The sequence below is a fragment of the Pseudonocardia sp. Ae331_Ps2 genome (assembly GCF_001932405.1).
Taxonomy (GTDB): Bacteria; Actinomycetota; Actinomycetes; order Mycobacteriales; family Pseudonocardiaceae; genus Pseudonocardia.
Genome location: NZ_MCIM01000002.1, coordinates 12,823 through 35,501, shown reverse-complemented (window position 1 = coordinate 35,501; position 22,679 = coordinate 12,823). Strand labels below are relative to the sequence as shown.

Below are 22,679 nucleotides of genomic sequence, written 5' to 3'. Positions count from 1 at the left end.
CTCACCGACACGATCCGAGAGATCCACCACGACCTGCGCGGTGACCCCGGCGTGCGCCGGGTGTGGGCCGAGCTGGTCGCTCGCGGCCACCGGACCGCCCGCAAGCGGGTCTGGCGGCTCATGCGCGCCGCCGGCCTGCAAGGCCGCCACCCTCACACCTGGCGCAAGACGACCGTCGCAGGTCTACGCCCGATCGACGCCCCGGACCTGATCGGGCGTGACTTCACCGCCGAGGCTCCCGACACCCGCTGGTGCGGCGACATCACCTACATCCAGACGGTCGACGGCTGGGCCTACCTCGCCACCGTGATCGACCTGCACTCCCGCAAGGTCGTCGGCTACGCCGTGGCCGACCACCTGCGCACCAACCTGATCACCGAGGCCCTCGCCGCCGCCCTGCTCACCCGCCGCCCACCAGCCGGAGTGATCATGCACAGCGACCGCGGGACGCAATACACGAGCCGGGAGTTCACCGACTTCTGCGCCGCCAACAATGTGGCCCGATCGATGGGCCGACGCGCCACCTGCTTCGACAACGCCGTCGCCGAGTCGTTCTTCGCCAGCTACAAGAAAGAACTCATCCACACCCGGCCATGGAACGACGTCACCGAGGTCCGACAGCAGACATTCGCGTGGATCGAGAGCTACTACAACCGTCGCAGACGGCACTCCACCCTCGAATACTTGAAACCCACCGAATACGAGCTAGGATTCAGGAAAATAACCGACTTGGCAGCCTAAACCGGCGTCAAAGAAATCGGGAACACTCCAGCGCAGACCCACGATCTGCCGAACCACACGAGCACTGGTCCTGCTCGGCGAGAGCTGCGGCCGTGAGCTGCGGTCGACCATCCCGGCCGGCCCCTCGGCCCGGTAGCGGTCAGACCATTTCGACGCTGTCCGTGGAGAGACCATGAACATCTTCGCCGCGGCGGTGTGGGTCCAGCCGTGATCGACGACGAGTTGAGCGAGCCGCAGCCGGGCGCGCGGGGTCAGGGCGGCGTTAGCGTGGGACACGAAGGCCTCCGGTGGGTGAAGCGGTTCCTCGACAGCTCCACTTCACAACCGGAGGCCTTCGTCTGTCAGACAGAATCACCGATCCCGGGCAGTACAACCTCCCTGCACATCACACCTAACCTTCGTCAGGTCCAAGATCACCAAGCAGGAGGAGTAGGACCATGCGGGTTCTCAGGTCCACGATGATCGGCCTCGCACTCGGGGTCGCCACGCTGACGTCGGTCGGTGCCGGGGTCGCCGCCGCAGCTCCCATTGCCCCTGCCCAGTCCCCAACCTGGAGCTACGTCGCGACCTACGCGAACAGGGGTGCGTGCGAGGAGGCGATCGCTGCCTACCGGGGCAGGCCCGACACCTCTGAGTACCGCTGCATCTCCAACGGGAACCCGACCCAGAGCCAGGAGACCAGCTGGTCGCTCTACAACCTGCGGTACTGACCACGACCGACCGCGCCGCCCCAGACGACGACGGCCCGCCCCCGGCACTAACGGGGGCGGGCCGTGCGGCCGTCCCGGGGTGTAACCGGGACGGACGTCGTCAGCTCCCGGCGATGACGATCCGAGTGCCCTCCGGCGCCGGGGTGTCCAGATCGGTCACCCGGACACCGTCGAGGCGAACCCGCCCGGCCTCGAAGTGCATCGCGAGCCGGTCGCCCAGCGCGGCCGCCCCGGTCCGCACGGTCGGGACATCTTGCGGCGCGGTCTCATCACTCACGCCGGCCATCCTCTCCCCCCGTCACCGGGACGCCTTTCGCAGGTCCGACACCCGGGAGCGGGACAGCTGCAGGACGCGGGCGATCTCCGTCCCGGACAGCCCGAGGTCGTCGAGCAGCGCGACAGCGGCGCGGGACTCCTTCGCCGCGGCCTCCTGCTCCAGCTGCGCGGCCCGCGTCCGGGCACGGGACGCGGTGATGCGCTCCTGCACCGCGGAGTCGAACACCGGCCGGATCTCGACCGGCGCGGCTGCGTCGCGGTCGTCGAGCGCGAGATAGTCCCGCACCATCGCCTCCGCCCCGCCCAGGGTGCGGGACTGCGTCACCCCGACCTCGGCGCCGTGCTCGTCGGCGATGTGGAGTTCCCATCCGCGCTCCCACCGGCGCGCGGTCACGAAGTACCTCACTGCAACCACCCTTCCGGCAGGCACGCCATGCGCTTGCCGATGCTGCGCACCACCCCGGGCGAGATGGTGCGGTGCCGGGGGACCGGCGTGGTGTGGGCGCCGCAGGGGCAGCCCCACTTGGTGTGCGGTCCAGCCTCGGACAGCACGCGGCAGTCGTGAGCTAGGAGGGCCCGCTCGACGTCGCGGAGCTTCATGGACGGGACCACACCACCGAGTGTACGCCCCCCGAGTACAGGGCTGTCCACCCCGGGTGGACAACTACGGCTGCGCGCCGAGCCCCGACCCGCCGCGCCGGAGCTTCCCGGACGCGAAGTCCGCGAGGATCTCGTCGGCGAACGCGAGGTCCCCGCGCACCCCGGACTTGATCATCAGCCACGACTCGGACGCCTGCGCCGCGCGCTCCCGGGAGATCCCCTCCGCCAGGTAGGCGTCCCGCACCGCGTGCACACACGCCCCCAGCTCATCGGCGTACCGGCCCTCCATCGCAGCCTTCACCGACGGGTCGCGGGCGACGACCTCCTCGTACCGCATCCGCTCCGCGTCGCACACCGCCTGGATCCGCGCCACCGCCGCGTCGGTCAGCTCCTCCGCGGACGGCCCGTCAGCGGTCACCGCTCGCCGGCCTTCCACCGCCGGATCGCGTCCCGCATCCCCGACAGCGGGTCAGCCTGCCGCCGCCGGTGCTCCGCCTCGTGCTCATCCATCCGCCGACGCCGCTGCCGGTGCAGCTCCGCGAGGTACGCCCGCCCCTCGTCGGTGGGGAAGCCGTCCGCGTCCACGAGTCCGTACCGGCGCAGCCACCGCAGCGCCGTCCGCGGCTGCGACTCCGGGCCCTGCCCGCCGTCGACGAGGCGGTGCAGCGTGTTCCGCTGGAGAGGCGTCAGGTCCACGCCCCCGATCGTGGCTCAGCGAGTAGCGACGCCGCCACCGGGCGTCCGGCCAGGGTGCGGTGCACGGTCGAGCCTCGCGCCGAACCGCACAGCCGGGGGCGTCCACCGCGGGCGCTCCCGGCGCTGCGCGTGACCTTGCGTCCCAGTGCGGCCGAACTCTCCGGCTCGGGCCCGCCGCACGCCCCGCCGGACACGTCCTCTGCACCAGCCCTGGGGTCGTCAGAATCGAACTTTCCGAACCGCTCAGTCCTGCGGTTCGGATAATTAATCCGCGATACGGGCGTGGTGTACGGACGGTTAGCGACCGAATTTTTGGTTGATTGTTCTCAGTGTTTCAGATAGCGCGGACGGCGGCTCGCGGCAGCGGCTCGACGAGTTACTGGTTCAGTGGGGGTCACAAAGGGCGATCCAGTATAAAAGACGGAGCAATCTGTGGAATCCAGTCTTCGGACCGCGTAACCTGGGGTTATGGAGTTGCAGACACGACTGCGAGGGTGGTGTCGCGCACGATGGAAGTGCGTCTTCGCAGATCCTGAGCGCGGTTTTCGCGGTAGTTCGGCGCGTGTCATTGCGGCATTGTTTTCCGACACTATCGGGGTGCTGTGATGGCCCGCCGCAGCCGACGAAGCGACCCAGAGAATCAGCTTTCCTTTGACGACCTTCTGTCGGGCGCCTCAGAGGGCGGCGACGAAGCGCAAAGTCCAGCCGTCGACGGTCCAACGACACAACTCCCGGAAGCCGTACCCTCGACCGACGAACCGGGGACAGCGGCGGCGAGCCACAGCAGCGAGGCGCGAGATGACGGACTACGGAGCGATGGCCCATCAGTACTGGGCCCGGTGGCTGCCGGACCGGTACCGAGCAATCCCGAACCCGACCCAGTTCTTCCAGGACCTGGGCGAGGAGGTGTCGAAGGAGATCGACTCGCTGGCCCTGGAGCTGGAGGGCCCGGATCCGGAGCAGGAGAGCTACCTCGACAGGGTCGGTCGCATGAGAGGGGCGCGGATGCGCGCCGAGGTGATCGTGCTGCAGGAACGGGTTCGTCTGGCCCCGGAGTCGGAGATCGACCCGGAAGAGCCGACCGCGGCGCCGGCGACGAGCTCGACGCTGCCGCTCGTCGTGAGTCCCGAGGATCCGGAGTACCAGCAGATCGTCCAGGAGGAGCGGCAGGCGCAGGAGACGCTGCGCCGCGGTTCCGACCACTGACGCAGGACGACCTCGCTCCCTCCGGCGAACGAGCGCGGATCGAGGCGAACCTGGCCGCGCTGCGTGCGCTGCGCCACGTAGAACGGGCGCAGCGGCCGGCGAACGCGGAGGAGCAGGCCACTCTCGCCCGCTGGTCCGGGTGGGGAGCAGTCCCCCGGGTGTTCGACCCGCAGCGTGAGGAGTTCGCCTGGGCCCGTCGCGAGTTGCGCGACCTGCTCAGCGAGACCGAGTTCAGTGCTGCACGACGGAGCACCCTGAACGCCCACTACACCGACCTGACCATCGCCAAGGCGATGTGGCAAGCAGCCGAGGACCTCGGGTTCGCCGGCGGGGCGGTGCTCGAGCCCGGGTGCGGGGCGGGAACGTTCCTCGCGCTCGCACCCGAGAACGCCCGGATGGTCGGCGTCGAGGTGGAGCCGACCACCGCAGCCATCGCCCAGGCCCTGCAACCGCACGCCACCATCCGAAGCGAGTCCTTCGTGCAGACCCGGGCACCCGAGGGCACGTTCGACCTGGTCATCGGCAACGTGCCGTTCGCGAAGGTCGCCCCGGCCGACCCGGTGCACAACGCCGGAGCCCACAGCATCCACAACTACTTCCTGCTCAAGTCCGTGCACCTGACCCACCCGGGCGGGCTCGTCCTCGCCCTGACCAGCCGATACACCCTCGATTCCGAGAACCCGAGCGCCCGTCTCGCGATCGGGGAGCATGCCGACCTCGTCGGTGCGGTCCGGCTGCCGAGCAAGGCCCACCAGCGCGCCGCCGGCACCGCTGTCGTGACCGACCTGCTCGTCCTGCGCCGCCGCGAGCCCGGTGCGGCCCCGGCCGACGACCGCTGGCTCGACACCAGCCCGATGAGGATCGGGGACCAGGGGGAGATCGCGGTCAACCGCTACTTCCAGCAGAACCCCGAGATGGTTCTCGGCACCCCCCAGCTCGGGCACGGCGCCTACCGCCACGACGAGCTGCAGGTCGTCGGCGACCTCACCGACACCACACTGGCCGCCGCCCTCGGCCAGATCGTCCAGCAGGCCTCCATGAGCGGGCTCGGCTACACGCACGCCGGCCACCCCGGCACCACCGACCCGGTCATCACCCTCGCCAACGGCGCCGAGGCGCAGCAGGAAGGGCTCCTGCAGACGACCCCCGACGGAACCTTCACCCGCATCCAGGACGGGGCGGTGGTCGAGTACCCCGTGCCTCGTACGCAGCAGACCGAGCTGCGCGCCCTCATCGGGCTGCGAGACACCACCCAGGCCCTGCTCGACGCCGAGGCCGCCACCGCGGACGACACCGCCGAGATCGCCGGGCTGCGGGAGGAGCTCGGTCAGCGCTACGCCGCCTACGTCGAGACGTTCGGCCCCCTCCGCCGCTTCACCTGGCGCCGGACCGGCCGACAGCACGCCGAGACCGGGGAGGACATCCTCGCCAAGCAGCACCCGCCCCAGGGCGGCTTCCGGGCCGACCCCTACTCCCCCGTCGTCCGCGCGCTGGAGGACTACGACGAGTCGACCGGGCAAGCGAGCCGTGCGGCCATCTTCACCGAACGCGTCGTCGCGCCGCGACGACCGCGCACCAGCGCAGAGACCCCCGCCGAAGCCCTGGCCATCTGCCTGGACACCTACGGCGCGGTGAACACCAACCACATCGCCGCACTCCTGCAGACCGACCCCGCAGAGGTACGGGACCGCCTCGGCGACCTGGTGTTCGAGCAGCCGCCGCGCGCTGATGCGACCGGCACCGCCACCGAACCCGGGCGCCTGGTCGTCGCGGCGGAGTACCTGTCCGGCAACGTCCGCGCCAAGCTCGCCGCAGCCGAGACCGCGGCCGCCGCGGACGCCCACTTCCAGCGCAACGTCGACGCCCTCCGCCCGATCATCCCCAGCGACCTCGGCCCGGCCGAGATCCACGCCCGACTCGGCGCACCCTGGATCTCCGCCGAGCACGTGCAGCAGTTCCTGCGCGAGACCCTCGAGGACCCACGCCTGCGGGTCGAGCACGCCGGCGGCAACATCTGGAAGGTCCAGGGCACCGGCACCAGCGTCGCTGCGACCTCGACCTGGGGCACGACCCGCCGTGCAGCACCCGATCTCGCCGAAGCGGCACTCGAGCAGCGCTCCGTGCGCGTCTACGACGAGGACGACGAAGGCCGGCGCTGGCTCAACACCACCGAGACCCTGGCCGCCCAGGAGAAGATGACCGCCCTGGACGCCCGCTTCAGCGAGTGGGTCTGGGAGGACCCGCAGCGCGCCGAGCACCTGGCCCGCGTCTACAACGAGCGATTCAACGCCATCGTGCTGCGCTCCTACGACGGCAACGAGCTCACCCTGCCCGGCGTCGCCGAGACCTTCCCCCCGCTACGCCCGCACCAACGGGCCGCGATCGCCCGGATGATCTCCGAGCCCGCCGTCGGGCTGTTCCACGAGGTCGGCGCCGGCAAGACGGTCGAGATGATCGCCGGAGCGATGGAGCTCAAGCGCCTCGGCATGGTCCGCAAACCGGCCATCGTCGTGCCGAACCACATGCTCGACCAGTTCTCGGCCGAGTTCCTGGCCCTCTACCCCCGAGCCAACATCCTGCCCGCCGGCAAGGACGACCTCTCCGCCCAACGCCGCCGGGACTTCGTCGCCCGAGCCGCCACCGGCGACTGGGACGCGATCATCCTCACCCGGTCCGCGTTCACCAAGCTGCCCATGAGCGTGGAGACCCAGACCCGCTACGAGGAGCGGGAATCGGCCCGAGTCCGTGCCTGGCTCGAGGACCTGAAGGCCAGTGGCGAGCGTTCCCTCAACGTCAAGCGGATGGAGGGCATCCTCGCCCGCGCCGAGGAGCGACTGCGCGAGAAGCTCGACAAGATCAAGGACCCCGGCCTCACGTTCGAACAGACCGGCATCGACTGGCTGGCCATCGACGAGGCCCACGACTTCAAGAACCTGCGCACCCTGTCGAACATCCCCGACGCCGCGGTGCCCGGCGCCGACCGGGCCACCGACCTGCACATGAAGCTGGAGTACCTGCGCGAGCGCCACGGAGGCCGAGTCGGGGTGCTCGCCACCGCGACACCGATCGCCAACAGCGTCAGCGAAGCGCACGTCATGCAGCGCTACCTGCGCCCGGACCTCCTCCAGGAGGCCGGCATCGAGGACTTCGACTCCTGGGCCGCCACCTTCGGCGAGGTCGTCACCGGCATCGAGCTCGCCCCCGACGGTGGCAAGCCCCGCATGAAATCCCGGTTCGCCAAGTTCAAGAACGTCCCCGAGCTGCTCCGCATGTGGCACGTCTCGGCCGACGTCAAGACCGCCGAGGACCTCGACCTCCCAGTGCCCGCGCTCAAGGCCAACGACGGCGGCCGTCGCACCGCCGAAGCCGTGGTCGTCCCGGGCTCCGCCGCACTCGAGGACGTCGTCACCGACCTCGTCCGTCGAGCCGAGCTGCTCCGCAGCGGCGGCGCAGAACGAGGCAAGGAGAACATGCTGACGATCACCGGCGAGGGGCGGGCCGCAGCCCTGGACCTCCGGCTCGTCGGGGCGGACACCGACGAGGTCACCAAGCTCGACATCGCCGCCGACCGCATCGCCCGGATCTGACGCGACCACCGCGACACCACCTACCTCCACCCCGACACCCAGCAGCCCCATCCGACCCCCGGCGCGCTCCAGCTCGTGTTCTGCGACCTGGGCGTCCCCAACGACGAGGGCCGGTTCAGCGTCTACGACGACCTGCGCACCAAGCTCCACGAGCGGGGGCTGCCCGAGGGCAGCGTGCGCTTCATGCACGAGGCCAACAACGACGCGGCCAAGGCGGCGATGTTCCGCGCCGCCCGCTCGGGACAGATCGCCGTGCTCATCGGGTCCACCCAGCGGATGGGCGTCGGGACGAACGTCCAGACCCGCGCCCGCGCGCTGCACCACCTCGATTGCCCCTGGCGACCCGCCGACATCGCCCAGCGCGAGGGCCGCATCATCCGCCAGCGCAACCAGAACCCCGAGGTCGAGATCCTCCGCTACGTCACCGAGGGCAGCTTCGACGCCTACTCCTGGCAGACCGTCACCAGGAAGGCGATGTTCATCGCGCAGATGATGCGCGGCCGCCTCGACGTCCGCGAGATCGAGGACATCGGCGACGCCGCACTGTCCTACGACGAGGTCAAGGCACTCGCCACCGGCGACCCCCGCGTCATGGAGAAGGCCAAGGCCGACTCCGACGTCAACCGACTCGAACGCCTCGAACGCGCCCACTACCGCAACAACGACCACCTGCTGCGCACCGTCCGTGCGGCCGAGCGCGCCGGGGAGGAGATCACCGAGGAACTCCGCCAGGTCGAAGCCGCCGTCTCGCGCCGCACCACCACACGCGGCGAGGCCTTCCGTGCCGAGGTCTGGGGCCACCCGTACACCTCACGAAGTGACGCCGGCCGCTCGTTGCAGGACCTGCTCCGTCCCGCGCTGACCCGGGCCAACCGCTACAGCGCCCCCACCGACGCCCGCCCCGTCGTCGAGATCGGCGGGCTCACCGTCACCGCCGCCGTCCGCCCGGCCGGGGACGACATCGTCGCCGAGCTGACCCTCGTCGACGTGCCCCGCGGGACCTTCACCATCGAACGGTCCCAGTTCCTCGACGGCGACCCCACCGGCCTGATGCAGCGGCTGGAGAACAAGCTCGGCGGTCTCGACAAGCTCGCCGAGACCCTCCAGGAACAGCGCCGCCTGGCCGGCCGCGAAGCCGAACAGGCCCGGGCCGGGCTCGACCAGCCCTTCCCCCACGCCGACCAGCTCGCCAGCGCCCGAGCCACAGCAGAGGCAATCGCCACGCAGATGATCGAGGAGGCCAACGAGCAGCGCCCGGAAGCCGAGGTGGTGCCGGCGCAGCAGCCCACGACCGATCGGAGCGACGGACCCGACACCGCGACGGCCCCGCGCGCTGCGACGGCCGAGGAACTGGAAGCTGCCCGCCACGCCTGGAGGGACCGCAGCTCAGCATCGCCGCCGGAAGCAGCGATCAGCCCGTCGCCACCACAGCAGCAAGCCGCAGGTCAGGGACAGACTGCACGCGGGCTACACCAGTGACCGCGACACCCGGCCGGGGACCGGTCACCGTCCACCACTCACACGCCGGAGCAGGTCCCCCCATCCCCGCTCGCGGCTCCCAGGTCCCCGAGAAGGCGCTGCAGCCGGGTGACCTCGGCACGATGCTCCTGGCGGTCCTCCTCATCGGTGCCCGCACGGTCGACGAGCGTCTGGTGCACGTGGATCAGCCGCTCCAGCACAGCACGCCGCTCGGCCGAGGCCGCACCGAACTCCTCAGACCGGAGCCGGTCGAGCCCCTGCAGGTGCACCAGCTCCAGCAAGGGGTGCTGCCGCTCCAGGACCGCGGACACCGGCGCCGGACCGTGATCGGGGTCGCCAGGGTCGCGATGCCGGACCACCCACGCGTCCAGGGTGCGCAGCTGCTCTGCCCTCGACGCCTCTTGCGCTGCGGCGTGGGGTGAGCAGCCCGGCTGTTCCTGGCTCCAGACATCGGTGATGGGCTCCCAGCGCTGTCGGACGTCGGCCTCCGCGACGTCGAGGACCTCGGCGATCGCGCCCCAGCCACAGCCGTCGTGCCGCTCGACCAGCACCGCGGCAGTGAGCACGTGCCCGGCGAGCTCGACGAGCGCGGCGGCATCGGTGACCAGGGTGCCGTCGTAGGCCTGATCCGGGCGGCGCCCGGCCGGCACCAGATGACGAGCCCAGTCCGACAGCTCCCGCGCGGTCTCGGCGAGCTGCAGGTGCGCCAGCGAACGAGAGGTGAAGGGGGCGCCGGGAGCCGGCGCGGCCCAGAGGTTCTCCGTCATGGGCCCAGCCTGTGCCGCACAGGAACGACCATCAACGCACTAGGCCGTTCGTGTGGGGACAGCTTCGGCTGTGGGGGCCGGGGGTGAGTCCCGCCGGCGAGCCGGGTGGGGGTCTCTCCTCGCGTCGGCATCAGGACGGTGCCCGAGAACCTGCTCCGCCGCCAGGCCCTCCGCTGCGCTCCGGCCGCTCCGCGGTCGCCTGCGGCGAGCCTGGCAGCTCCACAGAACCTCGGGCAGAGCGCCGTCCTGCCGACGCGAGGAGAGACCCCCACCCTCCAGAGGCCAGGTCTGGTCCTCACCCAAGTCAGATCGACCCTTCGGGCCGCCCCCTCCCGGGGGGCCAGGGCGCCGCCCTGGACCCGGCCTCACTCGGAGAGTCCCCCAAGCAAAACGCAGGTCAGAGCCGTTTGGATCTTGACACGGCAAGCTAGACGCTGTAAATTAGTAAACGTTGCGAGGGATTGACAGCCCGAGCAACGCCACCCCCGAACCGAAGGAGTGCCCGTGAGCAAGAGGGTCCGACAGGCAGAGAAGTCCAGCTACGTCCTGAACAGCGAGTACCAGCGCGTCCTGCTGGGTGACGAGGTCACCGTTCGCCAGATGCGGCGGGTAGACCACATCGCCGCCCAGTACGCCGTCGTCGCCGGGATCGACCAGCTCGGCTACGGCGAGTTCGAGGACACCGACTGGGGCATCCCGGTCGTCACCGACATCGTCCGCGATCCCGACCTCACACGCGTCGCAGGCGACATGCTGCGGCTCGCCGCCGAGGTGCTGGCCGGGCGACGCCCGGCCGCGCAGCTTGCTCCTTTCGCGGACTCCGAGGTCCTGAAGTACCTGCAGGGGCGAGGGTTCCTGCTCCGCGGCGGCGGCCGCCGGGGCATCGGCCGCGTCCTGAGCAGCCACGTGAGCCAGCCCGTCGAGGGCGTCGGAGAGCTCACCGCGCTCGTCCTCGTCGGGCACGACCGGCGTCCACGAGCGCTCACCGCCCGGATCCAGCTCGACGGGGCGGTGCACTCCCCCGAGATCATCGGCGGCTGGCGGCTGGTCTACCTCGCAGTGCTCTGATCGCAGGCAGTACGACGCTCCCCGGCAGCCTCTGTCGGGGAGCGTCCCCGTCGGGAGGGAGAAGCCGGATGAGCAGGGATAGGGCAACGGCCCCCGCGAGCCCGAGCGCCCCCCCGCTGCTGCGGGTCGTCGTCGACGACCGCGTGCTGCTGTCCCGCCCCGGCATCTGCGCGACCTTCGGTGTCGGCCGCGCGACCGCAGAACGCTGGTGGCGTCACCGGGCGACGAACGGCCACCCGGCGGTGGCGTGGCAGCAGGGCCGACGACAGTGGTGGGACGAACAGGCGATGCGGACCTTCGTCGACCAGCTCACCGCCCCTCCCCCGGCCCGACTGGACCACGACGGGGAGACTCTGCTGACCCGTACGGCCCTCGCGCGACGGCTCCGTGTCTCGCCCCAGCACCTCGCCAACCTCTACAGCGACCGCGACGCCACCGGCCACCCCCGCCCGGCCCGCCGCGACGGCCGCCATCTTTACTGGTCCCTCGACGAGATGGACGCCTGGTGGCAGCAGCACGAGGCCGCCAAGAGGGCCAGCCTCACAGCAGTGGACCGCAGCGGGAGCGGCGCCGATCTCCTGACCCTCGACCAGGCCGCCGCCGTGCTCGGCTACGCCGACGCGTCAGTCATCCGTAGCTACCTCGCTCGAAACCCGGGCTACTTCCCCCGCCCCGACTGGACAGACCCCCACGGCCGACAGCACTACCACCGCCGCACGATCTGGGCATTCGCCGACAGTCGCACCAGGCCCGGACGGGCCGGCCGACGCACCCCCAGAACCCGCTGAACAAGGGGTCTCGACCAGCAAGAACAGTCGCACGAAGAACCCGCATCCGCTGGCATACATGGTATAGTGAATCGTGTCGGGAGGCGATGACAGCGCCGACCGGCCACCCGAAACCGATCGAAGGGGCCCCACGATGGACTGGCGAGTCGAGGCGGCATGCCGCCGCGAGAACCCCGAGCTCTTCTTCCCCGTCGGAAGCGACGGACCGGCCAAGCAGCAGATCGACAAGGCCAAGGCCGTCTGCCGCCGCTGCCCCGTCCAGAAGGCCTGCCTGGACTACGCCCTCACCGCGGGAGAGGACACCGGAGTGTGGGGTGGCCAGGACGAGGGCGAGCGTCGCGCACTGAAGCGGTCCGGCCGCCGGCGACTGGCCACCGCATGAACCGGGCCAGCGAGCACCGCGCACCCGGGCCGCTCGCCGAGACAGGCACGGGGCGGCCCCCGGCTGCCGCAGACGACTCGCTCCGGGCCGACCTGCTCGACCCATGCCCGAGCTGTGGCGAGCCGGGCCCGCACGAAGCTGGGATCGCGCCCACCGCGGCGCACTGCCGTCGCGGGATCTGCGGAGCCCGGTGGGGCGACCACCACGCGGCCTCTGTGGCCGCGGTCCCGCGCAGCGTCCTCACGGACACGTGATCCCGGGGCGGGGTGCTGTCAGAGGCACCCCGCCCCCGCGGCCGACCGCCACCGATCCACACCCGTCACCAGAGGAGCAGACCATGACCCCGTCCGTCGACGAGCTTGCCGCCCTACTCGCCGAGATCGACACCGACCACTGGCAGTGCAAGCCGCGCCGGGAGCAGGCCAGACACCTCGCTGCGGCCCTGCACTGTCTCGACCCGGGCGGAGAACCGCCGCTCGCACGCGTTGTCGAGCTGCTCATCCGCGACGCGGAATGCCACGACCTCGAAGAAGACGCCCAGTACGCACTGCAGACGATGCTGAGCGTCCACGGCCTGCCCGGCGGGATCGCCCCCACACCCTGGGGCCGGGTGCTCTGCGAGCTGGTCGCCGCCGTTCCCGCCGTGCACCGCCCGATGCTGGCCCGGGCCTTCCCGGACTGGGTCGCCTGGGCCGAGATCATCGAAGCACCCGACCTACGGACCCGCGTACTCATCGCCGTCGATCGCGCGTGACAGCGGCGCCCGTACCACTACTCCCGGTCCAATCGCCGAGAAAAACGCAGGTCAGAGGCTCCGTCAGCCAATTTTATGGTATAGTGGACGAAGTGCGGAGCGATGACAGCGTTCCCACGCCACCAGAACCGGAGAGTGCCATGAGCGATCCGCACACCACCGGCGATCCCGTCGAACGACAGACCCGCCCGGCCACTCGACATGAGATGCGGGAGGTTGCGCTGGGCGCCGCGCAAGCCGGCTACCACGTCTTCCCGCTCCAGGTCGACGGCAAGAAGCCGATCTTCCACGCCAAGCGCACCTGCAAGCGGACCGGCCCCTGCAGCGGCCCGGAGGGGCACCTCGGCTGGGAACAGCGCGCCACCACCGACCCCGACCAGATCGGGCGCTGGTGGAGCACCAAGCCCTACAACGTCGGCATCGCCTGCGGCCCGTCGAAGCTCCTGGTGATCGACCTCGACGAGGGCCACGGGGCGACCGCACCCGAGGAGTTCGAGGGTGCCCGCAACGGCCGCGACGTCCTGCAGATGCTCGCGCGTCGCGCCGGTGAACGCATGCCCGACCAGACCCTGACGGTGTCCACCCCCACCGGCGGAGGGCACCTGTACTTCCGCAATGACAGCGCGCTGCGCAACAGCTCCCAGACCCGTCTCGGCTGGAAGATCGACACGCGAGGTGAGGGCGGGTACGTCGTCGCGCCTGGCTCGGTCCGCCCCGAGGGGCGCTACCAGTTCGAGCGGCCCGGCCCGCCCGCCGAGCTGCCCACGTGGATCAGCAGCCTGCTCGCCCCACCGCCCGAGCCGGAGATCGCCCGCGTCCCGCGGCCGCGGCTCGAGCTCACCGGCAACCGCCAGGAGCGCTACGTCCGCAGCATCCTCGAAGGCGAGGCCCAACGCATCGAGGAAGCACAGCCGGGCGGCCGTCACCACGCCGTGCTGACCGCCGCGCTCAAGCTGGGCAACTACGTCGGCGGCAACGTCATCTCCGCCGAGGAGGCCAGCGCGACCCTCCGCGCGGCCGTCCAGACGCACATCGGAGTCGACGACTTCACCGAGTCCGAGGCGGAGCAGACCATCAGCGACGGACTCGCCTACGGCGCCAGGCGCCCGCGGTACGCGAACCGTGAGCGAGCCGGGCGCACCGCCGCCGACCAGGAGGGCGACCAACACGCTCGCCACACCGCGGCCGCGGTGACCCGTGCGGGCCGAGGTCTGGCCCACGACATCGAACGACTGCGCGGCGCACGGACGGACCGCCCCACCCCGGAATCCGGGCACCACCGGGACGAGCGGCTCGGCCGCGAACGACACCACGAGCACCGGCACGGAGTCGGGCACTAGCCAGCGCGAGCACCGCGCCGCTCGGATCGCGCCCTCAACCCGCCGACATGGGCCGAGCCGGCCCTCACCGACACGACAGGAAGCACCCCATGGAACCAGCACTGGTTTGGATCATCGCCTGCGGCGCAGCGGCACTGTTCGCACTGGTCGCCGCCGTCGCCCGCATCCCGGCACTCGCAGGGCTCTTCGTGGTCGCTGCGGTCGCCGCCGCGCTGGTGTCGACCTTCGTCGCCGTCGGCACGGCAGTCCTGTCCTGAGCGGGCGAGACGCCGCGATGGTTTCGGCGGCTGCGTCTGCCGGTGATCGCGGTGATCGCCTCCGTCGCCCAGCGGCGTGGTGGGCCGCGCGCGCCGAGGTCGACGACGAGCAGGTCGACACCACCGCGAGCGCGTGCGAGCTCGACCACCGGGTTCGCCCACCGGTGGACGACCTGTGACCGGGTGCCCGTTGTCAGCTCAGGCGGGGCCACGGGACTCGCGCCCGGGACTGAAGGGCGGGTGGCGTGGCCGGCTGACGCCCACACCAGAGCGGCGGAATGGGTGGTCGGCGAACCGGGGACCGACCCTTGCGGGTCCCCGCCGGAGCGGGGTTGACAGCGACCCCCGGCCGCCTGTGCTCCGTCCACCCGGGAACCGAAGGACCCCATCAAACGGGAGCAGTGATGCGCAGAGTAGTCGAACCGGCTGCCCGTGGACGTCGACGGGCGCCTGTCACAACCCGCCGCCCGCGGCATCGGGCGGCCCTACCTACGCTCACCCCGGTGAGGGGCGAGGACCATGGCAGCCCGGATGTGCCAGACCAGCTGATCTCCCGCTCGGAGCTGGCGGCACGCACCGGAGAGCGCGAGCACACCCTCTACAAGTGGTGGCGCGACCGGCATCGCAACGGCCACCCCGAGGGGCTCGAGGTCGACGGCCAGTGGCACGTCGACGAGCGCGAATGGCGGCGGTGGCGCACCGCGTACGGCGCCGACCGCCGGGAGGTCAACGGACGGATCCTGGCGACCGTCACCGAGCTCGCCCGCCTGAGCGGTAAGCCGGAGGCGACTCTGAACCGCTGGTACGCCGGGCGCCAGGCGAACGGCCATCCGCCCGGGATACGGCGCGACGGCCGCCGCTACGTCGACCTCGAGCTGTGGCAGGACTGGTACCGAGGGCACAAGGACCAGCTCAAGAGCGGGCTGACCCCCGTCGACCGGACCGGCGACCCCGACGAGCTGCTCAGCAGCGCCCAGGTCGCGCACGTGCTGGGTCTGGCCAGCGCCGCGACCGTGAACAGCTACGTTGGTCGCGACCAGTTCATCGAGCCGGACGAGGTCGAGGAGACGCCCGCCGGCCGGCAGCGACGATTCTGGCGACGTCGACGGGTCTGGGACTACGCAGATAAGCGTTCGTGGTCGCGAAAAGGAAAGAAATCAACAGAAGCCCCATGAAGAGCGGCGGAGCCGCTCGGGAATCGACACCATGGGGGAATTTGTAAACGTTCGGCTACCAGTAGACTACCGCCAAACATGGTATAGTGATAAATGCGGGGAGAGATTGACAGCTTGAACCGCTCACCCAGAGCCGAACGGAGAACCCCATGCCAATGGTGCTGCGCAGAACACCAGTTCCAAGTGCCTACGACGACTGCGAGTTCAGCCTGACCGACCTCTTCTGTGGCGGAGGGGGATCTTCCTTCGGGGCGGAGCAGGTCCCCGGGGTCAGAAGCGTCATGGCGGTCAACCACTGGGATCTCGCGGTCGAGACCCACAACCGGAACATGCCCGACGCGGGGCACGACGTCATCGACATCGCGAGGGCCGATCCGAGCCGGTTCCCCGGCACCGACTTCCTGTGGGCCTCGCCCAGTTGCACCTTCTTCAGTCCGGCACGCGGCGAAAAGCAGACCTTCGCCCAGCCCGAGACCGAGCCCAGCCTGTTCGACCTGCTCGTCGACGACGACGCCACCGACGAACCGCCCCTGCCTCTCGACGCCGGCGAGCGCTCCCGCGCCCTGATGCACGACGTGCCCCGGTTCGCCGAGCACCACCGCTACCGAGCCGTGATCGTCGAGAACGTCCCCGCGCTGCTCAAGTGGGTCCACTTCCCGAAGTGGATCGCCCGCATGCGGAAGCTCGATTACGACTACCAGGTCCTGACCCTCAACTCGGCCTTCGCGCACCAGCTCGGTGCCCCGGCCCCCCAGCTGCGGGACCGCGTCTACGTGGTCTTCTGGCAGCGGCGCTACAACCGCCCGGATTTCGACCGCTGGACCCGGCCGCAGGCCTGGTGCCCGACCTGCGGCGAGGTCGTGACGGCCCTGCGAGCGCCCAAGAACTTCGACCGGCCCCACGGCTCCTACGGCGCCCAGTACGTCTTCCGTTGCCCGCGCGTGAGCTGCCGCAACGACGTCGTCCAGCCCTACGTCCTCCCGGCCGCGGCCATCATCGACTGGTCCTCGCCGGGGCAGCGGATCGGTGACCGCAAGCGGCCTCTCGCACCGAAGACGATGGCGCGCATCGCCGCAGGGCTGCGCCGCTACTACGGCCCGATCGCGCTGGAGGCAGCGGGCAACACCTTCGAGCGTCGGCCCGGGGTGCGGGCCTGGCCGGTCGAGGAGCCCCTGCGCACGCTGACCACCACCGAGCACCGCGCCATCGCCGCACCGCCGATGCCCCTCGACGGGCTGCGCGCGCCCAGCCCCACCGCGTCGCCGTCAGCGCTCCTGATCCCGGCGGAGGGGCGGGACGGCAAGGTGGCGCTGCCCGCCGACCGCCCGCTCAGGGTGCAGACGGCCCGCAACGAGACCGGACTGCTCGTCCCGGCCGGAGGCACGTGGAACGACGTCGCCCAGCCGACCGACCGGCCGCTGCGTGCCCGCACCACCCGCGACACCGAGGGCGTCGTGGTCGTGCCGCTGCGGGGCACGAACCGCACGAAGCGCGTGATCGAGCCCCTCGACACCTTCGCCGCCAGCGGGACCCACCACGGACTGCTGATGCGGAACAACAGCGGCGGAGCCGAGATGAGCACCCCGACCAGCGAGCCTGCGCGCACCATCACGAGCGCCGGTCACCAGTCCCTGGTCTGGAGCCCGGAGATGCTCTACGCCTACGACACCGGCCGCATCCGGGCGGCAGCGACCAGTCCACTCGCCACCCAGACGACGGTCGAAGGCGACGCTCTGATGGCCGGAGCGGCCGGCCTCGACGTCGAGGACTGCCTGTTCCGGATGCTGAGCCCAGGTGAGATCAAGGAGGGCATGGCCTTCGCTCCGCACTACGTCCTGCTCGGGACCAAGCGACACCAGGTGCGGATGGCGGGCAACGCAGTGACCCCGCCCGTCGCCCGCGACCTGGTGGCCGCCGTCGTCGAGGCGATCCGCGGCACGCCGGTCGAGTCCCCCGTGCCCAGCGCCGCCTGATCCGCGGCGCCCGGTGGTGACCGACCACCACCGGGCTCCGCCGCCCGGGTGTCGCCACGGCCGATGCATCCTTCGATGCCAGACCGTGGAGAGTGCAGAACCAGAGAGGCCGACCCGGGAGAGGAGGACGTCGCCGTGCCGCTCACGACAGCACTCCGCACCGGGACCCTCGCCACCTGGTGCCGGCAACGACTCACAGGCCTCGACCAGGTCGCCCGAGACGTGGCACGGGCAGCCGCGAGGGCTCCGCAGACAACCCTCTCGGGACCGACGCCAGGTGCGGACAGCCAGCTCGTCGGCGGCATCGTCGACGCCCGGCTGGCGGCCCTGGTCCAGCCCGCGCCTCCCTACGCCGCGCTGCAGGGACTACTGGCCGGCCAACTCGTCTCCCCAGGTGCCGCAGCCCGCATCGCCCTGTCCTTCCCGACGCACCGCGAGCTGCCCGACGAGGTCGCGACAGTGGCCCACACGCTCCACCCCTCCCCGCGAGAGTGGCTCCAGATCCCCGCACCGGCCGCGACCAGCACCGATCCCCCCTGGGGCGACAGCGTCTTCCCCGATCTGGCCAACCGAGGCCACCTGTTCCATCACGAGCACGCTCCCTGCGGGCAGGTGGGGACTGCCGGAGCCGAAAGAGCCCTGGCGCGGTCCTACGGCGTGTGGGCCCTGGCCGAGGCCGCTTACCGGAGCGGTCACAGCCCGCGCGCCCTGAGCGCTCTCGCGCACCGCGGACCCGTGACGACCGAGACCCTCCGCGCAGCCGTCCCCGACGGCAGCGCTCACGAGGCTGCTGCGCTCGTCCGCGCGCTCGCGACCAGCGAGAACCTCCCTACGCTTCTGGCGTGGGGAGCGGAGCGGCCACCCGAGGCGGCCGGGATCGGGTACGCCTCGCCGACCCTCATCCCCCATTTCGCCGATGCCGACCTGCTGGTCGGAACCACGCTGCTCGACGTCAAGGTGAGCGCCCATGCGGCCCAACCGCGACGCGTCCGAGCATGGCTCCAGCAAGTCCTCGGATACGCCTGGCTCGACGTCTCCGATCGGTGGGGGATCCAGCACGTCGGACTCGTCCTGGCCCGGCAGGGCCTGCTCGTCCGATGGGACCTGCAGAGCCTCACCGCGGCCGCCTTCGGCGACACCGACCCACTGGCCGGGGTGCAGCAGTTCCGTCGCTTGTGCCAGACCGCGGCTCATGCCGAACGGAAGCCGCCCTTCCCGGACGACGTCTTCAGCCCGTAGCCGGAGCCGGGACCACCAGGGACGCGTCGCCGCGGCCCCGACCAGCACTGATGGACCTGCACTCGGGAGCCCGCAGCGGCGCCCGGAGGTCACCCCTGTGTGTCCCCCGCGTACTCCGGAGCGGACTCCGTGGAGGGGCCTTCCGCCAGCTCGTCCGGCTCGGTCGGGACCGGCGCGTCGGGCCCCACGACGGGCACTCCGCCGTCATCCTCGCCCGCCGGCCGCGGGGCCGGTGCTTGGGTGCGCTCGCTGTCGTCGCTGGTCGCGACGCCGTCCGCGGGCTGCTTCTTGCTGCGCAGGATCGTTCGGACTCGCTTCAGCGGGAGGCCGGCGATCTGGGCGAGATCCTCAGCGCTCCGCCCCTCGGCGTTGAGCCCGACGAGGACGTCGCCACGGTCGGCCTCGATCGCGGCGAGCTGCTGGTCCGTGTCGGCACGCAGCCTGGCCAGGCGTCCGAGGCCGGCGGTCAGCTCGTCCTCGACCCGCTGCTGTTCAGCGAGGGTCGCCGCGTAGCGCTCCAGCAGGACGTTCTCGCGACGACGGCGATCCTCCAGCCGGGCGTCGACTGCGTCCCGCGCCTCCGTGAGCTGAGCCAGGGCGTGGCGCGCAGCTCGACCTTCGGGGCGGCGCCGGGTCCGAGATCCCATGGCGATCTCCCTTCTCGTTCTCTAGACGGGACCGAAGGCTATATCCCGTTTGATGAACAAACGAGAGCAGTGAGCTGACCCGTCCGGCTCCGAGATCACCGATCCGGACGCGGCGCTTCGCGGTGCGGCAGCGCTTGCCACGACGGGCCAGCGCCGCGGGCGAGCAGCAAGGGCCTGCGTCGCCCTCACGGCTCCGCTGTCACCGCGCCGGCGCCCATCTGTCCATCTGTTGCCCCTCGCGCCCCGTCTGTCCGTCACGCGCCGTCTCAGCTCCATCCGTAGCCATCTCAGTCCGGCCGCTTGCCGCCGTGCCCACCTGTTCGCATCAGGCCCTTCCCTCTGACTCCTACTCCTTTCAACCGCCATGCACCTATGCATCCACCGATGACCGTCGGGCCGGCCCGCGCGGCCGCCGACGGTGTCCGCGCGGCGAGCCCGCGGACCACTCCGCGGCCGCCGACGGCGGAGCAAGTTATAGACATAGCCCGGCTAAGTGGGTGGCGCAAAAGAAGGGGCGATGTGCTGGCAAGCGGTCACAGGCCACGCCGGTCCCAAGGGCGGGCTGTGGCCCGAGTCGGCTTGCCTGCGACCGAGTCGCATACTCGTTCACGACCTTCTGATCGCTGCACAACCTCCGACCGGACGGTAAATCTTCATCAGCGCTTATCGAATTCGACGATCCGTCGAGCAATCTCGGCCGCGATCACACTATCCTTAATTCCCGCCCCCGTGATACTCCGATACTCTTTTGCTGCTTCACTCCATGCCCCATGTCGAGCCAGCTCAATGACGGGCTTGAATCTCTCCTCTGAGAAGTAGTCGACCGCACCTCGTTCTCGAAGATGTTCGAGAACGAAATCAGCAGCATCTCGAGCGGCGACCGGTGTTCTGAAAATCCGATACAGCTTCATGACGCCCACGGCGTTGCACACCACGCCCCTGCTCCCGCCAGAGCGGCTGCTGTACCGACGACGCCGCCCTTCAATGCATTCACCCCGACCAAGCGAGCCAGAACCCAGGCAACTTCGGTCCACTTCTTAGCGGCCATGAGATAGCCGAGCTGCGATCCACCACCGGCGGCACTCGCAGTAAAGGCGCCTAGTCCTACCGCGTTGAGCACACATTGGCGATACTTAGGAGAATTAAATGCGTGGTAATCAATTGGCTCATTGAGTGCATTCGCCACCCGACCCAGCTCACGGAAGTCCTTATCGTGCACGAAAGCTGGATTGACCCGCCAGAGACCATTTTCGTTCACGAGCACGACGGAGAATAAATACCGGACCTCTTCGGTGACGCGCCGGACTTCATCCGGACTTAGCGATTCACCCTCAACTGCAAACTCCGCACGCTTCAAACCCTCAGCCTCGACCGAAGTGGAAGTGCTTGCCATTACTGCCGGGGATCCAGCCGAAGCAATCCCCGTAGCCGAACCCATCGAAACAGCCACGACCAACACCACGCTGATACCGCGGCACGCAAACCTCTTTGCACTCACGAGCGCATCCGAACACGCCCCCCCCCCACCGGTCAAGAACCACTACCAGGCGCAATCATGTGACCACACCCGGTACTCGAAACGTGAAAACGTGAAACATCCACCTAACACGGCAATCCACCCAAACCAGAAAAACACCTCACCAGAACCGGACTTCGTGCCGTACCTCCCAAAGCGCTCCACGCCTCCTAACTGGGTGCCCCAGAACCGGATCAACACCGCTTCACAGGCGCTTCCAGCCGCTTCAAAGCCACATCAAAGCCGCTCTCGGCCCTTCAGCGAGCCGCGCCGACACCGCCTCCCGACGCTCCCGAGACCGCCACGGGCCGCCGAAACCCCAGCTTGAACCCCCGAAGATGATCTACATGAATCCGAACAAATCCGGGGCCATTAATAAGCCAATCCGGGACACCTCCAGCCCCATCAGTCCGACCCCAAGACGCCTGACCGTCACGGCGGAAACCCGCGCACCAGATTCAAGACACCGCCACAGAAAGAGTCCTTCCATGACGCCGTAAAGGGAACGATGAACTCCACTCAGCAGGGACCAGCGGGTGCGATCCAGCGGCGACCATCGACGCCCTCAACAACAATCCGATATCCAGAAAAAACACACCGAGAAACGGCCGATGCACTGGTCGCGACACAACGAATCCCCTTCCGTGCGCCACCTGGAAATCCCTTCCACAGCAACGCGCGGGGCGACACCGCGGAGCGGCGACACGCTGGTCACGCAGAGTGATATTTCTGGGGGGTGTCCCGAAGCAGCCCTTAATCCTCCTCAATCCTCCTAACCCTCCTAACTGCCGATATTTCAGCAGGTCAGAACCCAAGTCGATCTTAGGAGGATCGGAGGGCTTAGGAGGATCGACCCTCCTAAGCTAGGACAACGAGTTTGCGCAGCGAGCCGCCACCTGGGCGCTTGACCAGCAATAACTGTTTCCGACCCACCACCGCAATCCGATGTTACGTTCCGTAACTGAATCCGGGGCGGGGGGCCGTGCAAGTCGGCGCGAGGCGGGGGCTTGACAGGCCCGCCGGGGGCGTGTCTTCCTGGATAGTACTGCAACGGCAGTTGATCAGCTCGGGGGTCGTTCGCCGCGTCGGCGGTAGTGGCAGTCGCGGGCCTGTTGTTGGCGTTCACGGCGCCAGGTCGACCAGTGCATGACGTGGTCGATGCAGGTGAGCGGGGTGAAGGCGAGCGCGGCGAGGAGACGGCGGATCTCGTTGCCCGACAGCTGAATCAATGCGCGCCGGCTGGCTGAGGATCCCCCTTTTCGGCCTCGCGTGCGTGTTCGGCGGCGCGGGTGACGGCGAGGTAGGCCGCGGTGAGCATGGCCAGGGTGATGTGGGCGTGCCAGGCTCGGTAGGAGCGGACTTGGTAGTGGTCGAGGCCGGCCTCGTTCTTCGCGGTCTGGAAGCATTCCTCAATCGCCCACCGCGCCCCGGCGACTCGAACGAGGTCGCGCAGCGGCGTGTTCGCCGGGGCCGCGCAG

24 protein-coding genes and 2 pseudogenes are annotated in these 22,679 nt (G+C 69.9%); 14 read left to right on the top strand and 12 right to left on the bottom strand.

Annotation, left to right across the window (positions count from 1 at the left end):
• Nucleotides 1-741, top strand: a 741-nt coding sequence (locus tag Ae331Ps2_RS28505) for an IS3 family transposase (protein ID WP_175582030.1), incomplete at its 5' end; no start/stop codon positions are given.
• 27 nt (nt 742-768) lie between these two features.
• Here the strand turns inward: Ae331Ps2_RS28505 and Ae331Ps2_RS28500 are convergent.
• Nucleotides 769-1,017: pseudogene (locus tag Ae331Ps2_RS28500) on the bottom strand (leucine zipper domain-containing protein); the annotation flags it as partial.
• 161 nt (nt 1,018-1,178) lie between these two features.
• On the opposite strand from Ae331Ps2_RS28500, the gene Ae331Ps2_RS28495 reads away from it, so the two are divergent.
• A complete protein-coding gene (locus Ae331Ps2_RS28495) occupies nt 1,179-1,451 on the top strand; it encodes a hypothetical protein (protein ID WP_075313143.1) in 273 nt (90 codons plus the stop codon).
• 100 nt (nt 1,452-1,551) lie between these two features.
• On the opposite strand, the gene Ae331Ps2_RS32295 is transcribed toward Ae331Ps2_RS28495, so the two are convergent.
• Genes Ae331Ps2_RS32295 through Ae331Ps2_RS28475 form a run of 5 tightly spaced genes read right to left on the bottom strand, consistent with a single transcriptional unit; the run spans nt 1,552 to nt 3,023 of the window.
• Nucleotides 1,552-1,728: a hypothetical protein gene (locus Ae331Ps2_RS32295; RefSeq protein WP_158071633.1), complete on the bottom strand. Its 177-nt coding sequence runs from the start codon at nt 1,726-1,728 to the stop codon at nt 1,552-1,554.
• Nucleotides 1,729-1,749: 21 nt separating this feature from the next.
• Complete coding sequence (locus Ae331Ps2_RS28490; protein ID WP_075313145.1) at nt 1,750-2,133, bottom strand: hypothetical protein; 384 nt, start codon at nt 2,131-2,133, stop codon at nt 1,750-1,752.
• Nucleotides 2,130-2,339, bottom strand: a complete 210-nt coding sequence (locus Ae331Ps2_RS28485) for a type II toxin-antitoxin system HicA family toxin (protein WP_060715088.1) — start codon at nt 2,337-2,339, stop codon at nt 2,130-2,132. The genes Ae331Ps2_RS28490 and Ae331Ps2_RS28485 overlap by 4 nt, the downstream gene beginning before the upstream one ends.
• A gap of 52 nt (nt 2,340-2,391) precedes the next feature.
• Nucleotides 2,392-2,745 carry a hypothetical protein gene (locus tag Ae331Ps2_RS28480; protein ID WP_075313146.1) on the bottom strand — a complete coding sequence of 118 codons (354 nt, stop codon included), beginning with the start codon at nt 2,743-2,745 and terminating at the stop codon, nt 2,392-2,394.
• Nucleotides 2,742-3,023 carry a hypothetical protein gene (locus tag Ae331Ps2_RS28475; protein ID WP_075313147.1) on the bottom strand — a complete coding sequence of 94 codons (282 nt, stop codon included), beginning with the start codon at nt 3,021-3,023 and terminating at the stop codon, nt 2,742-2,744. Before Ae331Ps2_RS28475 ends, Ae331Ps2_RS28480 begins: the two co-directional genes overlap by 4 nt.
• A gap of 798 nt (nt 3,024-3,821) precedes the next feature.
• Between Ae331Ps2_RS28475 and Ae331Ps2_RS28470 the strand changes: the two genes are divergently transcribed.
• The 3 genes from Ae331Ps2_RS28470 (at nt 3,822) to Ae331Ps2_RS28460 (ending at nt 9,295) form a co-directional block, all read left to right on the top strand.
• A complete protein-coding gene (locus Ae331Ps2_RS28470; protein WP_075313148.1) occupies nt 3,822-4,229 on the top strand; it encodes a hypothetical protein in 408 nt (135 codons plus the stop codon).
• 158 nt (nt 4,230-4,387) lie between these two features.
• A complete protein-coding gene (locus tag Ae331Ps2_RS28465; protein WP_075313149.1) occupies nt 4,388-7,816 on the top strand; it encodes a hypothetical protein in 3,429 nt (1,142 codons plus the stop codon).
• Between the two features lie 75 nt (nt 7,817-7,891).
• Nucleotides 7,892-9,295 carry a helicase-related protein gene (locus Ae331Ps2_RS28460; RefSeq protein ID WP_075313150.1) on the top strand — a complete coding sequence of 468 codons (1,404 nt, stop codon included), beginning with the start codon at nt 7,892-7,894 and terminating at the stop codon, nt 9,293-9,295.
• A gap of 38 nt (nt 9,296-9,333) precedes the next feature.
• Here the strand turns inward: Ae331Ps2_RS28460 and Ae331Ps2_RS28455 are convergent, their stop codons facing one another.
• On the bottom strand, nt 9,334-10,062 hold the full coding sequence (locus tag Ae331Ps2_RS28455) for a hypothetical protein (RefSeq protein ID WP_075313151.1): 729 nt from the start codon (nt 10,060-10,062) through the stop codon (nt 9,334-9,336).
• 504 nt (nt 10,063-10,566) lie between these two features.
• Here Ae331Ps2_RS28455 and Ae331Ps2_RS28450 point away from each other — a divergent pair.
• From Ae331Ps2_RS28450 to Ae331Ps2_RS28415, 9 genes are all read left to right on the top strand, one after another.
• The gene (locus Ae331Ps2_RS28450) at nt 10,567-11,130 is read left to right on the top strand and encodes an Rv3235 family protein (RefSeq protein WP_075313152.1); all 564 of its coding nucleotides are present in this window, start codon (nt 10,567-10,569) and stop codon (nt 11,128-11,130) included.
• A gap of 68 nt (nt 11,131-11,198) precedes the next feature.
• A complete protein-coding gene (locus Ae331Ps2_RS28445; RefSeq protein ID WP_075313153.1) occupies nt 11,199-11,918 on the top strand; it encodes an AlpA family transcriptional regulator in 720 nt (239 codons plus the stop codon).
• Between the two features lie 133 nt (nt 11,919-12,051).
• A complete protein-coding gene (locus tag Ae331Ps2_RS28440; protein WP_075313154.1) occupies nt 12,052-12,300 on the top strand; it encodes a WhiB family transcriptional regulator in 249 nt (82 codons plus the stop codon).
• A gap of 337 nt (nt 12,301-12,637) precedes the next feature.
• Nucleotides 12,638-13,054: a hypothetical protein gene (locus Ae331Ps2_RS32290; RefSeq protein ID WP_075313155.1), complete on the top strand. Its 417-nt coding sequence runs from the start codon at nt 12,638-12,640 to the stop codon at nt 13,052-13,054.
• Nucleotides 13,055-13,194: 140 nt separating this feature from the next.
• A complete protein-coding gene (locus Ae331Ps2_RS28430; RefSeq protein WP_158071634.1) occupies nt 13,195-14,394 on the top strand; it encodes a bifunctional DNA primase/polymerase in 1,200 nt (399 codons plus the stop codon).
• Nucleotides 14,395-14,483: 89 nt separating this feature from the next.
• The gene (locus Ae331Ps2_RS32285; protein ID WP_158071635.1) at nt 14,484-14,651 is read left to right on the top strand and encodes a hypothetical protein; all 168 of its coding nucleotides are present in this window, start codon (nt 14,484-14,486) and stop codon (nt 14,649-14,651) included.
• Nucleotides 14,652-15,154: 503 nt separating this feature from the next.
• Nucleotides 15,155-15,826: a hypothetical protein gene (locus Ae331Ps2_RS28425; protein ID WP_139319113.1), complete on the top strand. Its 672-nt coding sequence runs from the start codon at nt 15,155-15,157 to the stop codon at nt 15,824-15,826.
• A gap of 149 nt (nt 15,827-15,975) precedes the next feature.
• A complete protein-coding gene (locus Ae331Ps2_RS28420; protein ID WP_371335799.1) occupies nt 15,976-17,799 on the top strand; it encodes a DNA cytosine methyltransferase in 1,824 nt (607 codons plus the stop codon).
• Nucleotides 17,800-17,934: 135 nt separating this feature from the next.
• Complete coding sequence (locus Ae331Ps2_RS28415) at nt 17,935-19,038, top strand: hypothetical protein (protein ID WP_075313163.1); 1,104 nt, start codon at nt 17,935-17,937, stop codon at nt 19,036-19,038.
• 89 nt (nt 19,039-19,127) lie between these two features.
• On the opposite strand, the gene Ae331Ps2_RS28410 is transcribed toward Ae331Ps2_RS28415, so the two are convergent.
• The 5 genes and pseudogenes from Ae331Ps2_RS28410 to Ae331Ps2_RS28395 all read right to left on the bottom strand — a co-directional run.
• Nucleotides 19,128-19,685: a hypothetical protein gene (locus tag Ae331Ps2_RS28410; protein WP_075313165.1), complete on the bottom strand. Its 558-nt coding sequence runs from the start codon at nt 19,683-19,685 to the stop codon at nt 19,128-19,130.
• A 656-nt stretch (nt 19,686-20,341) separates the two neighbouring features.
• Complete coding sequence (locus Ae331Ps2_RS28405; RefSeq protein ID WP_075313262.1) at nt 20,342-20,596, bottom strand: hypothetical protein; 255 nt, start codon at nt 20,594-20,596, stop codon at nt 20,342-20,344.
• Entirely contained in the window at nt 20,593-21,135 is a 543-nt protein-coding gene (locus tag Ae331Ps2_RS28400; RefSeq protein WP_198932391.1) for a hypothetical protein, read from the bottom strand. Before Ae331Ps2_RS28400 ends, Ae331Ps2_RS28405 begins: the two co-directional genes overlap by 4 nt.
• A gap of 1,127 nt (nt 21,136-22,262) precedes the next feature.
• On the bottom strand, nt 22,263-22,430 hold the full coding sequence (locus Ae331Ps2_RS32280; RefSeq protein ID WP_170917006.1) for a hypothetical protein: 168 nt from the start codon (nt 22,428-22,430) through the stop codon (nt 22,263-22,265).
• Nucleotides 22,427-22,679, bottom strand: a pseudogene (locus tag Ae331Ps2_RS28395) (IS701 family transposase); the annotation flags it as partial. The gene Ae331Ps2_RS32280 and the pseudogene Ae331Ps2_RS28395, both read right to left, overlap by 4 nt.

What these genes read in the sequence shown, in the direction of transcription:
- Ae331Ps2_RS32290 (WP_075313155.1), top strand. Translation starts at nt 12,638, where the DNA reads ATGACCCCGTCCGTCGACGAGCTTGCCGCCCTACTCGCCGAGATCGAC.
- Ae331Ps2_RS28410 (WP_075313165.1), bottom strand. Translation starts at nt 19,685, where the DNA reads ATGGGATCTCGGACCCGGCGCCGCCCCGAAGGTCGAGCTGCGCGCCAC.
- Ae331Ps2_RS28430 (WP_158071634.1), top strand. Translation starts at nt 13,195, where the DNA reads ATGAGCGATCCGCACACCACCGGCGATCCCGTCGAACGACAGACCCGC.
- Ae331Ps2_RS28495 (WP_075313143.1), top strand. Translation starts at nt 1,179, where the DNA reads ATGCGGGTTCTCAGGTCCACGATGATCGGCCTCGCACTCGGGGTCGCC.
- Ae331Ps2_RS32285 (WP_158071635.1), top strand. Translation starts at nt 14,484, where the DNA reads ATGGAACCAGCACTGGTTTGGATCATCGCCTGCGGCGCAGCGGCACTG.
- Ae331Ps2_RS28445 (WP_075313153.1), top strand. Translation starts at nt 11,199, where the DNA reads ATGAGCAGGGATAGGGCAACGGCCCCCGCGAGCCCGAGCGCCCCCCCG.
- Ae331Ps2_RS28405 (WP_075313262.1), bottom strand. Translation starts at nt 20,596, where the DNA reads ATGAAGCTGTATCGGATTTTCAGAACACCGGTCGCCGCTCGAGATGCT.
- Ae331Ps2_RS28470 (WP_075313148.1), top strand. Translation starts at nt 3,822, where the DNA reads ATGACGGACTACGGAGCGATGGCCCATCAGTACTGGGCCCGGTGGCTG.
- Ae331Ps2_RS28440 (WP_075313154.1), top strand. Translation starts at nt 12,052, where the DNA reads ATGGACTGGCGAGTCGAGGCGGCATGCCGCCGCGAGAACCCCGAGCTC.
- Ae331Ps2_RS28420 (WP_371335799.1), top strand. Translation starts at nt 15,976, where the DNA reads ATGCCAATGGTGCTGCGCAGAACACCAGTTCCAAGTGCCTACGACGAC.
- Ae331Ps2_RS28455 (WP_075313151.1), bottom strand. Translation starts at nt 10,062, where the DNA reads ATGACGGAGAACCTCTGGGCCGCGCCGGCTCCCGGCGCCCCCTTCACC.